We start from the raw sequence: 14,302 nt of genomic DNA, 5'->3' as shown, positions 1-14,302 counted from the left end.
GTCCTGCCGGGTTACCCACGGATTCAAGCCTGCGTTCGGCCAGCGTGGTTTAACGGGGCGCCTGAGATCAAGATCAAAAGCCAGATCAAGAGCGCCTCGCTTCGCATCGTGGTTAGCGTTCGTGGCTATAGCCTAAGTTGTGTAGATATTGGCTATCGGGGGCAAGCCCCCCTCCCACATTTTAAATGGCATGCCTCAGGGGAATCAGGCGTAGGTATCGATCAACGTACCGAGCATTTCGTCCGAAGCCTTGGCGACTTTCGCGCCCAGCTCCACTTGAAACTTGCCTTGGGCCATTTCGACCATATTGCTCGCCGAGTTGGACGCCTGAGCACGATCATTGGCTTGCAGACGGTCGCTTTGCGCGGCCGATGGCTGGGTCGTCGACGCACTGGCGATCTTCCCAGCGGCCTGGTCGACACGGTTCTGCCCGGCCTGGATGGTGCTCAGGCCCGAATAAAACGCGCTGCTTCCAGAGATTTCCATGGCGTAAGCCTGCCTTTAGAGAATCGTGAAGGCCAATTGAACCAGACATCCTGGCGAAAGGCCCGTTAAAAACACTAATGGCACATTGCCTTAGCGATAGCCAAAATCAGTCAAGCAGGTCCATTTGCAGGTAAGCGGCCACCTCGGCTGCCCCGGCATGCTTGAGTTTCGGCACCCGTCCAAGGCAGGGCGCCGGCAAACGCTCGGCCAGGGTGGCGAGGTTCTCTTCCAGACGAGAGGTCTTCGGGTCGATGATATTGGCCACCCAACCGGCCAGCGGCAATCCATCGCGCGCGATCGCTTCGGCGGTCAGCAACGCATGGCTGATACACCCCAGACGCACACCCACCACCAGGATCACCGGTAACTTGAGCGCAATGGCCAGGTCCGACAGGTTGGCTTGATCGGCCAGCGGCACGCGCCACCCCCCTGCGCCCTCGATCAACGTGAAGTCCGCGTTGTGTCCGAGAATCCGCTGCATGGGCTGGAGCAAGGATTGCACTGTCAGCGCAACGCCCGCCTCACGTGCCGCCAGATGCGGCGCAATCGCCGGTTCCAACGCCACCGGGTTGACCTCGGCATAGGTCAACGGCAACGAACATTCGGCAAGCAGCGCCAGGGCATCGGCGTTACGCAAGCCCTTGGGCGTGACCTGGCAGCCCGACGCCACGGGTTTTCCCGCCGCCGTGGTTTTACCCGCCTGGCGCGCGGCATGCAGAAGGCCGGCGGCAATGGTGGTCTTGCCCACGTCGGTGTCGGTGCCGGTGATGAAATAAGCGGCGTTCATAGCGGTTTCTCCAGTACGGCGTACACCACTTGGTACGTAGCGGGCAGGCCATGGGGCTGACGGAACTGCTCGTAGGCCTGCACCAATGCCGCAATCCGCGCGCGCCCCGTCAACCCTCCCGGGCGCCCCGGGTTGAGGTTGTGTGCGCCCAATGCTTTCAACTCATGGGTCAGGCTGCGCACGTCCGGGTAATGCAGGACATGGGGCCGCCGCTCCAGGCGGGTCACCCGAAAACCACTGGCGGCGCACATCTGCTGATAAGCCTCGAAGGTGCGAAAACGGTTGACGTGAACCCAGCCATCCGCCGCGCGCCAGCTCTCGCGCAGCTCATCCAGCGTGCCCACGCACAGGCTGGCAAAGGCCAGCACACCGCCCGGTTGCAGCACGCGAAAGGCCTCACTGAGGACTGCGTCGAAGTTCGCACACCACTGCACCGCCAGGCTGGAGAACATCAGCTCGAAGCTGCCAGTCTTCAGGGGCAAGCGTTCCGCATCGCCGGCGATGAAGTGCTGCGCGCCGCCAGCAGGCCGCGCATGCTTGAGCATGCCTTCGGCGATATCCAGCGCGATGCCCTGGCTGGCAGGCAGGCGCTCACCCAGTGCACGGCTGAAATAGCCCGTGCCGCAGCCCAGGTCGAGCCAGCGTTGTGGCGCGAGCCCCGCCGGTAATTGCGCGAGCAGGGCATGCCCAACCGCCCGCTGCAACTCGGCCACGCTGTCATAACTGGCCGCAGCCCGGGAGAACGAAGCGGCCACCTGGCGCTTGTCGGGCAAGGCGCCCGGCAGGTGGGGGTGGGATAGATCAGTCATCGACGCACTCATGCAAAAAAGCCTGGATGGCCCCCGCTACACCGTGGGGGTCCTCCAGAAGAAAAGCGTGACCGGCCTGTTCAATCAGGCCGATTTCCACATCGGGCAGCAGCGCCAGCAAGTCACTGGCGGCTTCGGCCGGCACCAGCCCATCCTGACCGGCAAACAGGTGCAGTTGCGGCCCGCGAAACGCCTGCAAGGCGGCGCGGGTGTCCAATTGGGCAAGCAATTCCAGGCCGGGCATCAACACGCTGGGCGAGGTATTCGGTGCGCCACTGACCAGCAAACGCGAGAGCCCGCGCGGGTCGGCCGCGCCCTTGGCGCACAACAGGCCAAAGCGCTTGAGGGTAACCTGGGAATCGGCGTGGCAGCCGGCGAGGAACGCGTCGAATGTTTCGGCAGGCATCGCCTGCGGCCAACCGTCATGGGCGACAAAACACGGATTGCTCGCCAGGGTGAGCAATCCGCAGCAACGCTCCGCGCGGCGTGCCGCCAGCTCCGAGGCGAGCATGCCGCCCAGGGACCAGCCGCCGAGCCAGGTATTGTCCGGCAGCGTGGCATCCAGTTCGTCGAGCCATTCGCTCAGGTCGCTGGAATCCAGGGCCGGCAACGGTTCGATCTGCACGTGCAAGTGTTCATTCAAGCCGTACAACGCCGCGGCCAGCGGTTCCAGCGGCGACACGCCAAGGCCCCAGCCGGGCAGCAATACCAATCGATCACGCATGCTCGGGCTCCGTGGTGTTTAACAACCGGAAACACGCTTCCAATGCGTTTAACAATAGCTGCACCTGGGCTGCGCTGTGGGCCGCCGTCAATGTCACGCGCAAACGGGCGCTGCCGGCGGGCACGGTGGGGGGGCGGATCGCCGTCACCATCAGCCCGCGCTCGCGCAGCATCTGCGACAGGCGCAAGGCTCGTGCGCTGTCGCCCATCAGGATCGGTTGGATCGGCGTAAAACTGTCCATCAACGCCAGGCCGATCTGCTCGGCGCCCTGGCGGAACTGACGGATCAACCCGTTGAGGTGCTCGCGGCGCCAATGCTCGGTACGCAGCAGCTCCAGACTTTTGAGGGTGGCGCAGGCCAGCGCCGGCGGCTGGCTGGTGGTGTAGATGTAGGGCCGGGCGAATTGAATCAGGCTTTCGATCAGTTCTTCACTGCCCGCCACAAAGGCACCGGCGGTGCCGAAGGCTTTGCCGAGGGTGCCGACCAACACCGGCACGTCTTCCTGGCTCAAGCCAAAATGCTCGACGATCCCCGCGCCATTGGCGCCCAGCGGGCCGAAGCCGTGGGCGTCGTCCACCATCAACCAGGCGCCCCTGGCCCTGGCTTCGCGGGCCAGTGCCGGCAGATCGGCGAGGTTGCCATCCATGCTGAATACGCCATCGGTCACCACCAGTGCGTTACCGGTGGCTTTCTCCAGGCGCTTGGCCAGGCTGGCAGCGTCGTTATGCAGGTAACGGGTAAACCGTGCCCCGGACAACAAACCGGCATCCAGCAACGACGCGTGGTTCAGACGATCTTCCAGCACGGTATCGCCCTGCCCCACCAAGGCGGTGACCGCGCCGAGGTTGGCCATGTAGCCGGTGGTAAACAGCAACGCACGCGGGCGCCCGGTCAAGTCGGCCAGGGCTTCTTCCAGCTCATGGTGCGGCGTGGCATGCCCCACCACCAGGTGCGACGCGCCACCGCCCACGCCCCAGCGGGAAGCACCGGCGCGCCAGGCTTCTATCACCTGCGGATGGTTGGCCAGGCCGAGGTAGTCATTGTTGCAAAACGCAAGCAGCGGCTTGCCGTCCACCACCACTTCCGGGCCCTGGGGGCTCTCCAGCAAGGGGCGTTGACGGTAAAGGTGTTCGGCACGGCGGGCAGCGAGGCGCGCGGCGAGATCGAAAGACATGCAGGCCTCGATTCAGCAGGGTGTTCGCGGTTCAAAAGGTGGGAGGGGGCTTGCCCCCCTCCCACCTTTTAAATGCATTTCAATCAAACGGCGGCGGCGTTGTAGAACTGCTCGCTGCTCTTCTGCTCCACCAACGCCTGTTCAATGGCCGCCTGATGCACTTCGTCGGCATGCTCTTCACGCGCCTCCGGCAGGATCCCGAGGCGCGCGAACAGTTGCATGTCCTTGTCCGCCTGCGGGTTGGCGGTGGTCAGCAGCTTGTCGCCATAGAAAATCGAGTTGGCGCCGGCAAAGAACGCCAGGGCCTGCATCTGCTCGTTCATCGCCTCACGGCCGGCCGACAGGCGCACATGGGATTGCGGCATCAGAATGCGCGCCACCGCCAGCATGCGGATGAAGTCGAACGGGTCGATGTCCTTGGCGTTTTCCAACGGCGTACCGGCCACCTTGACCAGCATGTTGATCGGCACCGACTCCGGATGCTCCGGCAGGTTGGCCAATTGGATCAGCAGGTTGGCGCGGTCATCGAGGGACTCGCCCATGCCGAGAATACCGCCGGAGCAGATCTTCATCCCCGATTCACGCACATAGGCCAGGGTCTGCAGGCGTTCGCTGTAGGTACGCGTGGTGATGATCGAACCGTAGAATTCCGGCGAGGTATCGAGGTTGTGGTTGTAGTAGTCGAGGCCGGCCTGGGCCAATGCGGCGGTCTGGTCCTGATCGAGACGGCCGAGGGTCATGCAGGTTTCCAGGCCCATGGCCTTCACGCCCTTGACCATCTCCAGCACGTAGGGCATGTCTTTGGCCGATGGATGTTTCCAGGCGGCGCCCATGCAGAAACGCGTCGAACCGATGGCCTTGGCGCGGGCAGCCTCTTCGAGGACTTTCTGCACCTCCATCAGCTTTTCTTTTTCCAGGCCGGTGTTGTAGTGACCCGACTGCGGACAATATTTGCAATCTTCCGGACAGGCGCCGGTTTTGATCGACAGCAGCGTGGAGACCTGCACCCGATTGGCGTCGAAATGAGCGCGGTGCACGGTCTGCGCCTGGAACAACAGGTCATTGAACGGCTGCACGAAAAGGGCTTTGACTTCGGCCAAAGACCAATCGTGACGCAGGGTGGCAGAGGTGCTGGCGCTCATGGGCGATTCCTTGATTATGCTTTGGCTAACGCTGCGGGAAGGGCAATACCCACAGGTACGACACGGATGCTCGGCATATTTAAGGAAGATTCATGCACTGTCAACCAAGCCACAAACACCAGGTTTACATCTGGTTAAAAAGCGTACAAACCTGTTTGATCTGCGATGAGCACGCCGAAAGCGACGATTGTGTGTGCAACGCCTGCGAAACCGAACTGCCGTGGCTGATGGAGCGCTGTGACGTCTGCGCCCTGCCCTTGCCCATGGACGGCTTGGCGTGCGGCCAATGCCAGAAACATCCGCCTGCGTATCAACAAGTGATTGCGCCCTGGACCTACAGCTTCCCGGTGGACAGCCTGATCAGCCGGTTCAAGCATCAGGCGCGCTGGCCGTTGGGGCATCTGCTGGGACGCTTGCTCGGGCGGCTGCTGCAACATCGGTTCGAGAATGCCGAACTCAGCCGCCCCGATTGCCTGCTACCGGTACCGATGCCCCCCAAGCGTCTGCGCCAGCGTGGCTATAACCAGGCCGTGATGCTGGCGCGCTGGCTCAGTGCCGATCTGGACATCCCCTGCGATGAGCACCTGTTGCTACGCCCCCAGGAAACCGTCGCGCAACAAGACCTCGACGCCAAAACGCGCAAACGCAACCTGCTCAATGCCTTCGCCCTGGCACCCGGCGCCTGGGTGCAGGGCCGGCACCTGGCGCTGGTGGACGATGTGCTGACCACCGGTGCCACCGCCCACAGCCTGGCGCGGTTATTGATGAAGGCCGGTGCGCGTCAGGTCGATGTGTATTGCCTGGCCCGCACGCCCAAACCCGGCACATGACTTGACTCCCGGGCCGCCGGGCGGCAACGTCCGCTCATTCCAGCCAGGCGTATCCCCATGTCCCTGCCCTCGCCGCTCAGCCAGCACATCATCCGCCGCCCTCAGCGCATCGCGTTGCTGGCGCATATCGCCGAACAGGGGTCCATCACCCGTGCCGCCAAAAGTGCCGGGTTGAGCTACAAAGCCACGTGGGACGCCATCGATGAACTGAACAACCTGGCGCAAACGCCGTTGGTGGAGCGCAGCGTCGGCGGCAAAGGCGGTGGCGGCGCCAGGCTGACAAGCGAAGGTGAGCGCGTGCTGCGCCTTTATCAGCGCCTGCAAGCCTTGCAAGCCGAGGTGCTCGCCACCGACGAAGCGGCCCGCGACTTCAATTTGCTGGGCCGCCTGATGCTGCGCACCAGTGCGCGCAATCAGCTGCATGGCCAAGTCAGCGCCATCGAGCGCCATGGGCGTAATGACACGGTGCGCCTGGAACTGGCGGGTGGCCTGTACCTGGAGGCACACATCACGCACGACAGCACGCAACGGCTGGAGCTGGAGCCCGGCGTAGAAGTGGTGGCCCTGATCAAGGCCGGCTGGCTGGAATTACTGGCCACCGGGCAAACCGCAACACTTGGACACAATTGCCTGAGCGGTGTCATCGAGACGATTCTCGACGCTGAAGACGGTCCCAGCGAAGTCCGCATCGGCCTGCCCAGCGGTCAGGTGCTGTGTGCCCTGGCGCAGCCCGCCGTACTGAGCGCACTCGACGCCGCGCCTGGCCGGCCGATCCAGGTGCAATTCGCCCCCGGCCAGGTATTGCTCGGCACCCCGGTGTAGCGAGCACGCGCCATCAAACTGCAACAATTTCGTCACGCCCGCTCCTTAAGGTGTCTGCAAAAACCGTAAGGAGCCTGACATGAGCCTGCTGGAAGAAAACCAAGCCACTGACCTCGAACAGATGATCGGCCTTACCCGTCGCCGCTTTATCGGCGCCGGCGCCCTGTGCGGCGCGGCGATGTTCCTGGGTGGCAACCTGCTCAGCCGCAGCGCCCTGGCCGTGAACGCCGCGTCTGCCAGCCCGTTGCTGGGCTTCACCGGCATCGCCGCCGCCACCAGTGACACCATCACCCTGCCGCCCGGCTACAGCGCCTCGGTGCTGATCAGCTGGGGCCAGCCCTTGAGCACCCAGGCGCCGGCCTTCGACCCCTCCGGCAACGGCACGGCCAAGGCCCAGGAACAGCAGTTCGGCGACAACAATGACGGCATGAGCCTGTTTCCCTTCCCCGGCGATGACAACCGCGCCTTGATGGCGATCAACAACGAATACACCAACTACCGCTACCTCTACGCCCACGGCGGCGCACCGCAATCGGCCGAAGACGTGCGCAAGGCCCTGGCCAGCGAAGGCGTGTCGGTGATCGAAATTCAGCGCAAGGGCGATACCTGGCAGTTCGTCCAGGATTCACGCTACAACCGGCGCATCCACGGCAACACGCCGATCCGCCTGAGCGGTCCCGCCGCCGGCCACGACTGGCTGAAAACCAGCGCCGACAACACCGGCAAGCACGCCCTGGGCACCTTCCAGAACTGCGCCAACGGCAAGACTCCGTGGGGCACTTATCTCACCTGCGAAGAGAACTTCACCGACTGTTTCGGCAGCAGCAACCCACAGCAGGCCTTCGACGCCGGGCAAAAACGCTACGGCGCGGTCGCCGCCAGCAAGGACATCAACTGGCACCCCCACGACCCGCGCTTCGACATCGCCAAGAACCCCAACGAACTCAATCGCCACGGCTGGGTGGTGGAAATCGACCCGTTCGACCCGCAATCCACCCCGGTCAAGCGCACCGCCCTGGGCCGCTTCAAGCACGAAAACGCGGCCCTGGCCGAGACCCGCGACGGACGCGCGGTGGTGTACATGGGCGATGACGAGCGCGGCGAATTCATCTACAAGTTCGTCAGCCGCGATCCGATCAACCACGACAACCCGAAAGCCAACAAGGATTTGCTCGATCACGGCACCTTGTACGTGGCGATCTTCGACGCGGGCAATGGCGATGCCGATCATCCCAGGGGCAAGGGCCAATGGGTCGAACTCACCCACGGCAAAAACGGTATCGATGCCGGTACAGGCTTTGCCAGCCAGGCCGAAGTGCTGATCCATGCCCGCCTGGCCGCCAGCGTGGTGAAAGCCACGCGCATGGACCGCCCGGAATGGATCGTGGTCAGCCCCATGGACGGCCAGGTCTACTGCACCCTCACCAACAACGCCAAGCGCGGCGAAGACGGCCAGCCGGTGGGCGGGCCCAACCCGCGCGAGAAGAACGTCTACGGCCAGATCCTGCGCTGGAAGGCCGACGCCGATAACCACGGAGCCACGGACTTCACCTGGGACCTGTTCGTCGTCGCCGGCAACCCCGGCGTACACGCGGGCTCGCCGAAGGGCGGCTCGTCCAACATCAATCCGCAAAACATGTTCAACAGCCCGGACGGCCTGGGTTTCGACAAGGCCGGCCGCCTGTGGATTCTCACCGACGGCGACTACAGCAACGCGGGCGACTTCGCCGGCATGGGCAACAACCAGATGCTGTGCGCCGACCCGGGCACCGGGGAGATTCGTCGCTTCATGGTCGGGCCGGTGGCGTGTGAAGTCACCGGGATCAGCTTTTCGCCGGATCAGAAAACCCTGTTTGTGGGTATTCAGCACCCTGGCGAAACCGGCGGCTCGACGTGGCCGGAGCATCTGCCGAACGGCAAGCCGCGTTCGTCGGTGCTGGCGATCCGGCGCGATGATGGTGGGGTTGTCGGCGCCTGACAGGGCCTCATCGGGGGCAAGCCCCCTCCCACACTTGATTTGTGAATACAGTTAAATGTGGGAGGGGGCTTGCCCCCGATGGCGATCCCACAGTCGCCCCCTATCTCAAGCCCGCTGGGTTACCATACCCGGCCGGACGCGGCGACCTGCTGCGCGCAGGAGTTCGCATGGCCCACCCGTTTGAAACACTCACCCCCGACCTGGTCCTCGACGCCGTCGAAAGCATCGGTTTTCTCAGCGATGCGCGCATTTTGGCGCTCAACAGCTACGAAAACCGCGTGTATCAGGTGGGCATCGAAGATTCCGAACCGCTGATCGCCAAGTTCTATCGGCCCCAGCGCTGGACCAACGAAGCGATCCTGGAAGAACACCGCTTCACCTTCGAACTGGCTGAGTGCGACGTGCCGGTGGTCGCCCCGCTGATCCACAACGGCGCAAGCCTGTTCGAGCACCAGGGTTTCCGCTTCACCCTGTTTCCACGCCGTGGCGGCCGCGCGCCGGAGCCGGGCAACCTCGACCAGCTGTACCGCCTCGGGCAACTGCTGGGTCGCTTGCACGCGGTGGGGTCCACCCGCCCGTTCGAACACCGCGAAGCCCTCGGCGTGAAGAACTTCGGTCACGATTCTTTGGCCACCCTGCTCGAAGGCAACTTCATTCCCAAAAGCCTGTTGCCGGCCTACGAGTCCGTGGCGCGCGACCTGCTCAAACGTGTGGAAGAGGTCTACAAGGCCACCCCGCACAAGAACATCCGCATGCACGGCGACTGCCACCCCGGCAACATGATGTGCCGCGACGAGATGTTCCACATCGTCGACCTGGATGACTGCCGCATGGGCCCTGCGGTACAGGACCTGTGGATGATGCTCGCCGGCGACCGCCAGGAATGCCTGGGTCAACTGTCGGAATTGATGGACGGCTACCAGGAGTTCCACGACTTCGACCCGCGTGAACTGGCCCTGATCGAACCCTTGCGCGCCCTGCGCCTGATGCACTACAGCGCCTGGCTGGCGCGGCGCTGGGACGACCCGGCCTTTCCCCACAGCTTCCCGTGGTTTGGCAGCGAGCGCTATTGGGGTGACCAGGTGCTGGCGTTGCGTGAGCAGCTGTCGGCCCTCAATGAAGAACCCTTGAAACTGTTCTGAGCAACGCGACGCTCTCCTGTAGGAGCGAGCTTGCTCGCGAAAAACCCGAGAGCGCCATTGGGCAACAGGCCTCCCGCGTTATCGTTGACGATCTTCGCGAGCAAGCTCGCTCCTACAAAAAGCAGGTCCCCATTGCCTGACAAATATCCTTACAATTGCGCTTTGTTAGCTGCCTAAGCAAGGATTCTGCAATGCACGCCGCAAACCCCCGCAAGGGGTACATCCTGGGCCTAAGCGCCTATATCACCTGGGGCCTGTTCCCGCTCTATTTCAAAGCCATTGCCAGTGTCCCCGCCGCTGAGATCATCGTGCATCGCGTGCTGTGGTCGGCACTGTTCGGTGGCTTGCTGCTGATGGTGTGGAAACACCCGGGCTGGTTTCGCGAACTGCGCGACAACCCCAGGCGCCTGGCGATCCTGGCCCTCAGCGGTTCATTGATCGCGGCCAACTGGCTGACGTATGTATGGTCGGTCAACACCGGGCGCATGCTGGAAGCGAGCCTGGGTTACTACATCAACCCGCTGGTCAACGTACTGCTGGGGATGCTGCTGCTCGGCGAACGCCTGCGCCGCCTGCAATGGGTGGCCGTGGTCCTGGCGGCGGTCGGTGTGGCGCAACAGGTGTGGCAAGTGGGCAGTTTGCCGTGGGTATCGCTGGTACTGGCGCTGACCTTTGGCTTCTACGGGCTGATCCGTAAACAGGCGCCGGTCAAAGCCCTGCCGGGGCTGGTGGTGGAAACCTGGATGCTGGTGCCGATTGCCATCGCCTGGTTGCTGTTCAACCCGACGGCCCACAGCGCACAGCTGGAATTCTGGAGCACCTCCGAGGCCTGGTGGCTGGTGGCCGCAGGCCCCGTGACGCTGATCCCGCTGGTCTGTTTCAACGCCGCCGCGCGGCATCTGCCTTACACCGCACTGGGCTTTTTGCAGTATGTAGCGCCCACCCTGGTGTTGCTGGAAGCCGTGCTGCTGTTCGGCGAACACCTGGCGCCCAGCACGCTGACCGCCTTTGCCTTTATCTGGGCGGGCCTGGTGGTGTACAGCGTGGATATCTGGCTGAGCGTGCGCAAACGCTGATCAAAAAACGCTCAAAGCTCTGCAAGCCTTAGCCGGCCTGGCTTGCAGACATTGACCCAAAGGTTATCCACAGGTCCATGCAAGATTTCCATGCATAACCTCATGGGTGCTCATTCATCGTTGCGCAATTCCACCATCAGATCGTCTGCCAGGGTTTCCAGGGACGCCTGCAACGCCTCCAGGGACAGGCTTGACGGCACTTGCAACAAGGCCTCGGCGTTGAACAGCGGATCGCCGCTCATCGGGGCCGGGCGCACGTCGGTGCTCAAGCGCTCCAGGTTGACGCCCTGCTTGCTCAACAGTGCAGTGATCTCCCGCACGATGCCGGCGCGATCATTGCCCACCAGGGTCATCACAATCGATTTGCAAGCCGATGCCTGGCCGGAACTGCCCTCGCCCACCAGCACGCGAATGCCGTGGGTGGATAAATCCTCCAGCACTCCCACCAGTTCCTGACGGTTCTCTGCAGGAACGCTGACGCGCAGAATCCCGGCAAACTGCCCGGCCATATGGGCCATGCGGCTTTCCAGCCAGTTGCCACCCTGGGCGGCGATGGTGTGCGCGATGCGTTCAACCAGGCCGGGTTTGTCGGCGGCAATAATTGTGAGTACAAGATGATCCATGGCGAAATACCTCGGGTGCGATTCCTGTAGGAGCGAGCTTGCTCGCGAAGGTCATCAACGATAACGCGAAAAAACTGACATCAGCGGTACGCTCAGGTTTTTCGCGAGCCAGCTCGCTCCTACAAGGTGGACGCGCGGTAGCTCGAAAACAAATCGTGTACCATTTTTATATTTATCTGGAACAATCCAATAGTTTTTTGAGAACATCCGATTCTCCGCTGTGACCGTCCGACCAAAGTGGGTCGCTAAACGACGTATTTAGTCTAATTTTCACAACCGCAAGTCATCATGTAGTATGCCCAACCGTGCACTACATAATGAAAATCTGAAAAAGCGCATAAGCTCCGCAGAGTGAGGCAAGCAATGACTGAACACGTTCAAGTCGGTGGCCTGCAGGTCGCCAAAGTCCTGTTCGACTTCGTGAACAACGAAGCCATTCCCGGTACCGGCATCACTGCCGACCAGTTCTGGGCCGGTGCCGACAAGGTCATTCACGACCTGGCGCCGAAGAACAAAGCCCTGCTCGCCAAACGCGACGATTTCCAGGCGCGCATCGATACCTGGCACCAGACCCATGCCGGCCAGGCCCACGACCCGGTGGCCTACAAAGCCTTCCTGCAAGACATCGGATACCTGCTGCCAGAAGCCGCAGACTTCCAGGCCTCGACCCAAAACGTCGACGACGAAATCGCATGCATGGCCGGCCCCCAACTGGTGGTGCCGGTGATGAACGCCCGCTTCGCCCTCAATGCCTCCAATGCACGTTGGGGTTCGCTGTATGACGCGCTGTATGGCACCGATGCCATCAGCGAAGCCGACGGCGCGGAGAAGGGCAAGGGCTACAACAAAGTGCGCGGCGACAAGGTCATCGCCTTCGCCCGCGCATTTCTCGACGAAGCCGCGCCGCTCAGCGCCGGCAGTCACGTTGACTCCACCGGCTACAAGATCGTCGACGGCAAGCTGATCGTCAGCCTCAAGGGCGGCAGTAACAGCGGCCTGCGTGACGACGCGCAGCTGATCGGGTTCCAGGGCCCGGCGGCCGAGCCGATTGCGATCCTGTTCAAGCACAACGGCCTGCACTTCGAGCTGCAGATCGACGCCAGCACCCCGGTCGGCCAGACCGACGCCGCCGGCGTCAAAGACGTGCTGGTGGAAGCTGCGCTGACCACCATCATGGACTGCGAAGACTCCGTCGCCGCCGTGGATGCCGACGACAAAGTGGTGATCTACCGCAACTGGCTCGGCCTGATGAAGGGCGACCTGGCCGAAGAAGTGGCAAAGGGCGGCAAGACCTTCACCCGCACCATGAACCCTGACCGCGTCTACACCGGCGTGGATGGCAACGACGTCACTCTGCACGGACGCTCGCTGTTGTTCGTGCGCAACGTTGGCCACTTGATGACCATCGACGCGATCCTCGATAAAGACGGCAACGAAGTGCCGGAAGGCATCCTCGACGGCCTGCTCACCAGCCTGGCGGCGATCCACAGCCTCAACGGCAACAGCTCGCGCAAGAACAGCCGCACCGGCTCCGTGTACATCGTCAAACCGAAGATGCACGGCCCCGAAGAAGCGGCGTTCACCAACGAGCTGTTCGGCCGTATCGAAGACGTGCTGAACCTTACGCGTAACACCCTGAAAGTCGGGATCATGGACGAGGAGCGCCGCACCACGGTCAACCTCAAGGCCTGCATCAAGGCGGCCAGCGAACGTGTGGTGTTTATCAACACCGGCTTCCTCGACCGCACCGGCGACGAAATCCACACCTCCATGGAAGCCGGCGCCATGGTGCGCAAGGCCGCCATGAAAGCCGAGAAGTGGATCGGCGCCTACGAAAACTGGAACGTCGATATCGGCTTGAGCACCGGCCTGCAAGGGCGTGCACAGATCGGTAAAGGCATGTGGGCAATGCCCGACCTGATGGCCGCTATGCTCGAACAGAAAATCGCCCACCCACTGGCCGGCGCCAACACGGCCTGGGTACCGTCGCCAACGGCGGCTGTACTGCATGCATTGCACTACCACAAGGTCGACGTGTTCGCCCGCCAGGCCGAGTTGGCCAAGCGTGAACGCGCCTCGGTGGATGACATCCTGACGATTCCTCTGGCGCAAAATACCGAGTGGTCCGAAGAAGAGATCCGCAACGAACTGGACAACAATGCCCAGGGCATTCTTGGCTATGTGGTGCGCTGGATCGACCAGGGCGTCGGTTGTTCAAAGGTGCCGGACATCAACGATGTGGGCCTGATGGAAGACCGCGCCACCCTGCGCATCTCCAGCCAGCACATTGCCAACTGGTTGCGCCACGGCATCGTCAATGAAGCCCAGGTCATGGAAAGCCTCAAGCGCATGGCGCCGGTGGTGGACCGCCAGAATGCCGGAGACGCGCTGTACCGCCCGCTGGCGCCGGATTTCGACAGCAACATCGCGTTCCAGGCGGCGGTGGAGTTGGTGATTGAAGGGACTAAACAGCCGAATGGCTATACCGAGCCGGTGTTGCACCGCAGGCGTCGGGAGTTCAAGGCTAAAAATGGCCTGTAAATGAAAAAAGCCCTGATCGTGAGATCGGGGCTTTTTATTTGCGGTTGATAGATCGTTCCCACGCTCCGCGTGGGAATGCATCCCGTGACGCTCCGCGTCACCTTTGAGCTGGCGCCGGGCTCTGCGCTGAAAGCAGGACGCGGAGCGTCCCGGGTGGCATTCCCACGC

At 62.7% G+C, this 14,302-nt stretch carries 13 protein-coding genes; 6 read left to right on the top strand and 7 right to left on the bottom strand.

Annotated features, from left to right (window positions below; translation table 11 throughout):
* Window positions 1-204 precede the first annotated feature (204 nt).
* From BFP93_RS18290 to bioB, 6 genes are all read right to left on the bottom strand, one after another.
* Complete coding sequence (locus BFP93_RS18290) at window positions 205-486, bottom strand: pyrroloquinoline quinone biosynthesis protein PqqE (protein WP_065894133.1); 282 nt, start codon at window positions 484-486, stop codon at window positions 205-207.
* A gap of 106 nt (window positions 487-592) precedes the next feature.
* A complete protein-coding gene (bioD, locus tag BFP93_RS18285; protein WP_065894131.1) occupies window positions 593-1,273 on the bottom strand; it encodes a dethiobiotin synthase in 681 nt (226 codons plus the stop codon).
* Window positions 1,270-2,082 (bottom strand): malonyl-ACP O-methyltransferase BioC, encoded by an 813-nt coding sequence (gene bioC / locus BFP93_RS18280; protein ID WP_065894130.1) that lies wholly within the window; start codon window positions 2,080-2,082, stop codon window positions 1,270-1,272. Before bioC ends, bioD begins: the two co-directional genes overlap by 4 nt.
* On the bottom strand, window positions 2,075-2,806 hold the full coding sequence (locus tag BFP93_RS18275) for an alpha/beta fold hydrolase (protein ID WP_065894128.1): 732 nt from the start codon (window positions 2,804-2,806) through the stop codon (window positions 2,075-2,077). Before BFP93_RS18275 ends, bioC begins: the two co-directional genes overlap by 8 nt.
* A complete protein-coding gene (gene bioF / locus BFP93_RS18270) occupies window positions 2,799-3,980 on the bottom strand; it encodes an 8-amino-7-oxononanoate synthase (protein WP_065885472.1) in 1,182 nt (393 codons plus the stop codon). The genes BFP93_RS18275 and bioF overlap by 8 nt, the downstream gene beginning before the upstream one ends.
* Window positions 3,981-4,063: 83 nt before the next feature.
* A complete protein-coding gene (gene bioB, locus BFP93_RS18265) occupies window positions 4,064-5,122 on the bottom strand; it encodes a biotin synthase BioB (protein ID WP_065894127.1) in 1,059 nt (352 codons plus the stop codon).
* A 92-nt stretch (window positions 5,123-5,214) separates the two neighbouring features.
* On the opposite strand from bioB, the gene BFP93_RS18260 reads away from it, so the two are divergent.
* The 5 genes from BFP93_RS18260 to rarD all read left to right on the top strand — a co-directional run bounded on the left by BFP93_RS18260 (window position 5,215) and on the right by rarD (window position 10,970).
* Window positions 5,215-5,952, top strand: coding sequence for a ComF family protein (locus BFP93_RS18260; RefSeq protein ID WP_065894126.1), 738 nt, complete (start codon window positions 5,215-5,217; stop codon window positions 5,950-5,952).
* Window positions 5,953-6,009: 57 nt separating this feature from the next.
* Complete coding sequence (locus BFP93_RS18255; protein ID WP_065894125.1) at window positions 6,010-6,774, top strand: TOBE domain-containing protein; 765 nt, start codon at window positions 6,010-6,012, stop codon at window positions 6,772-6,774.
* Window positions 6,775-6,853: 79 nt separating this feature from the next.
* Window positions 6,854-8,752, top strand: coding sequence for a PhoX family protein (locus BFP93_RS18250; protein WP_065894124.1), 1,899 nt, complete (start codon window positions 6,854-6,856; stop codon window positions 8,750-8,752).
* 167 nt (window positions 8,753-8,919) lie between these two features.
* A complete protein-coding gene (locus tag BFP93_RS18245) occupies window positions 8,920-9,894 on the top strand; it encodes a serine/threonine protein kinase (RefSeq protein WP_065894123.1) in 975 nt (324 codons plus the stop codon).
* 191 nt (window positions 9,895-10,085) lie between these two features.
* Window positions 10,086-10,970 carry an EamA family transporter RarD gene (gene rarD, locus BFP93_RS18240; protein ID WP_065885467.1) on the top strand — a complete coding sequence of 295 codons (885 nt, stop codon included), beginning with the start codon at window positions 10,086-10,088 and terminating at the stop codon, window positions 10,968-10,970.
* 110 nt (window positions 10,971-11,080) lie between these two features.
* Here the strand turns inward: rarD and BFP93_RS18235 are convergent, their stop codons facing one another.
* A complete protein-coding gene (locus BFP93_RS18235) occupies window positions 11,081-11,593 on the bottom strand; it encodes a glycine cleavage system protein R (RefSeq protein WP_065894122.1) in 513 nt (170 codons plus the stop codon).
* A 363-nt stretch (window positions 11,594-11,956) separates the two neighbouring features.
* On the opposite strand from BFP93_RS18235, the gene BFP93_RS18230 reads away from it, so the two are divergent.
* Window positions 11,957-14,134, top strand: a complete 2,178-nt coding sequence (locus BFP93_RS18230) for a malate synthase G (protein ID WP_065894121.1) — start codon at window positions 11,957-11,959, stop codon at window positions 14,132-14,134.
* Window positions 14,135-14,302 lie beyond the last annotated feature (168 nt).

Source organism: Pseudomonas sp. 44 R 15, from assembly GCF_900004965.1.
Lineage (GTDB): Bacteria > Pseudomonadota > Gammaproteobacteria > Pseudomonadales > Pseudomonadaceae > Aquipseudomonas > Aquipseudomonas orientalis_A.
The sequence above is the reverse complement of the archived record's forward strand: the minus strand, read 5'-3'. Positions and strand labels throughout refer to the sequence as shown.

Coding starts and splice junctions, on each gene's coding strand:
- BFP93_RS18235 (WP_065894122.1), bottom strand. CDS start 11,593: ATGGATCATCTTGTACTCACAATTATTGCCGCCGACAAACCCGGCCTG.
- rarD (WP_065885467.1), top strand. CDS start 10,086: ATGCACGCCGCAAACCCCCGCAAGGGGTACATCCTGGGCCTAAGCGCC.
- BFP93_RS18290 (WP_065894133.1), bottom strand. CDS start 486: ATGGAAATCTCTGGAAGCAGCGCGTTTTATTCGGGCCTGAGCACCATC.
- bioF (WP_065885472.1), bottom strand. CDS start 3,980: ATGTCTTTCGATCTCGCCGCGCGCCTCGCTGCCCGCCGTGCCGAACAC.
- bioD (WP_065894131.1), bottom strand. CDS start 1,273: ATGAACGCCGCTTATTTCATCACCGGCACCGACACCGACGTGGGCAAG.
- bioC (WP_065894130.1), bottom strand. CDS start 2,082: ATGACTGATCTATCCCACCCCCACCTGCCGGGCGCCTTGCCCGACAAG.
- BFP93_RS18230 (WP_065894121.1), top strand. CDS start 11,957: ATGACTGAACACGTTCAAGTCGGTGGCCTGCAGGTCGCCAAAGTCCTG.
- BFP93_RS18255 (WP_065894125.1), top strand. CDS start 6,010: ATGTCCCTGCCCTCGCCGCTCAGCCAGCACATCATCCGCCGCCCTCAG.
- bioB (WP_065894127.1), bottom strand. CDS start 5,122: ATGAGCGCCAGCACCTCTGCCACCCTGCGTCACGATTGGTCTTTGGCC.
- BFP93_RS18250 (WP_065894124.1), top strand. CDS start 6,854: ATGAGCCTGCTGGAAGAAAACCAAGCCACTGACCTCGAACAGATGATC.
- BFP93_RS18275 (WP_065894128.1), bottom strand. CDS start 2,806: ATGCGTGATCGATTGGTATTGCTGCCCGGCTGGGGCCTTGGCGTGTCG.
- BFP93_RS18245 (WP_065894123.1), top strand. CDS start 8,920: ATGGCCCACCCGTTTGAAACACTCACCCCCGACCTGGTCCTCGACGCC.
- BFP93_RS18260 (WP_065894126.1), top strand. CDS start 5,215: ATGCACTGTCAACCAAGCCACAAACACCAGGTTTACATCTGGTTAAAA.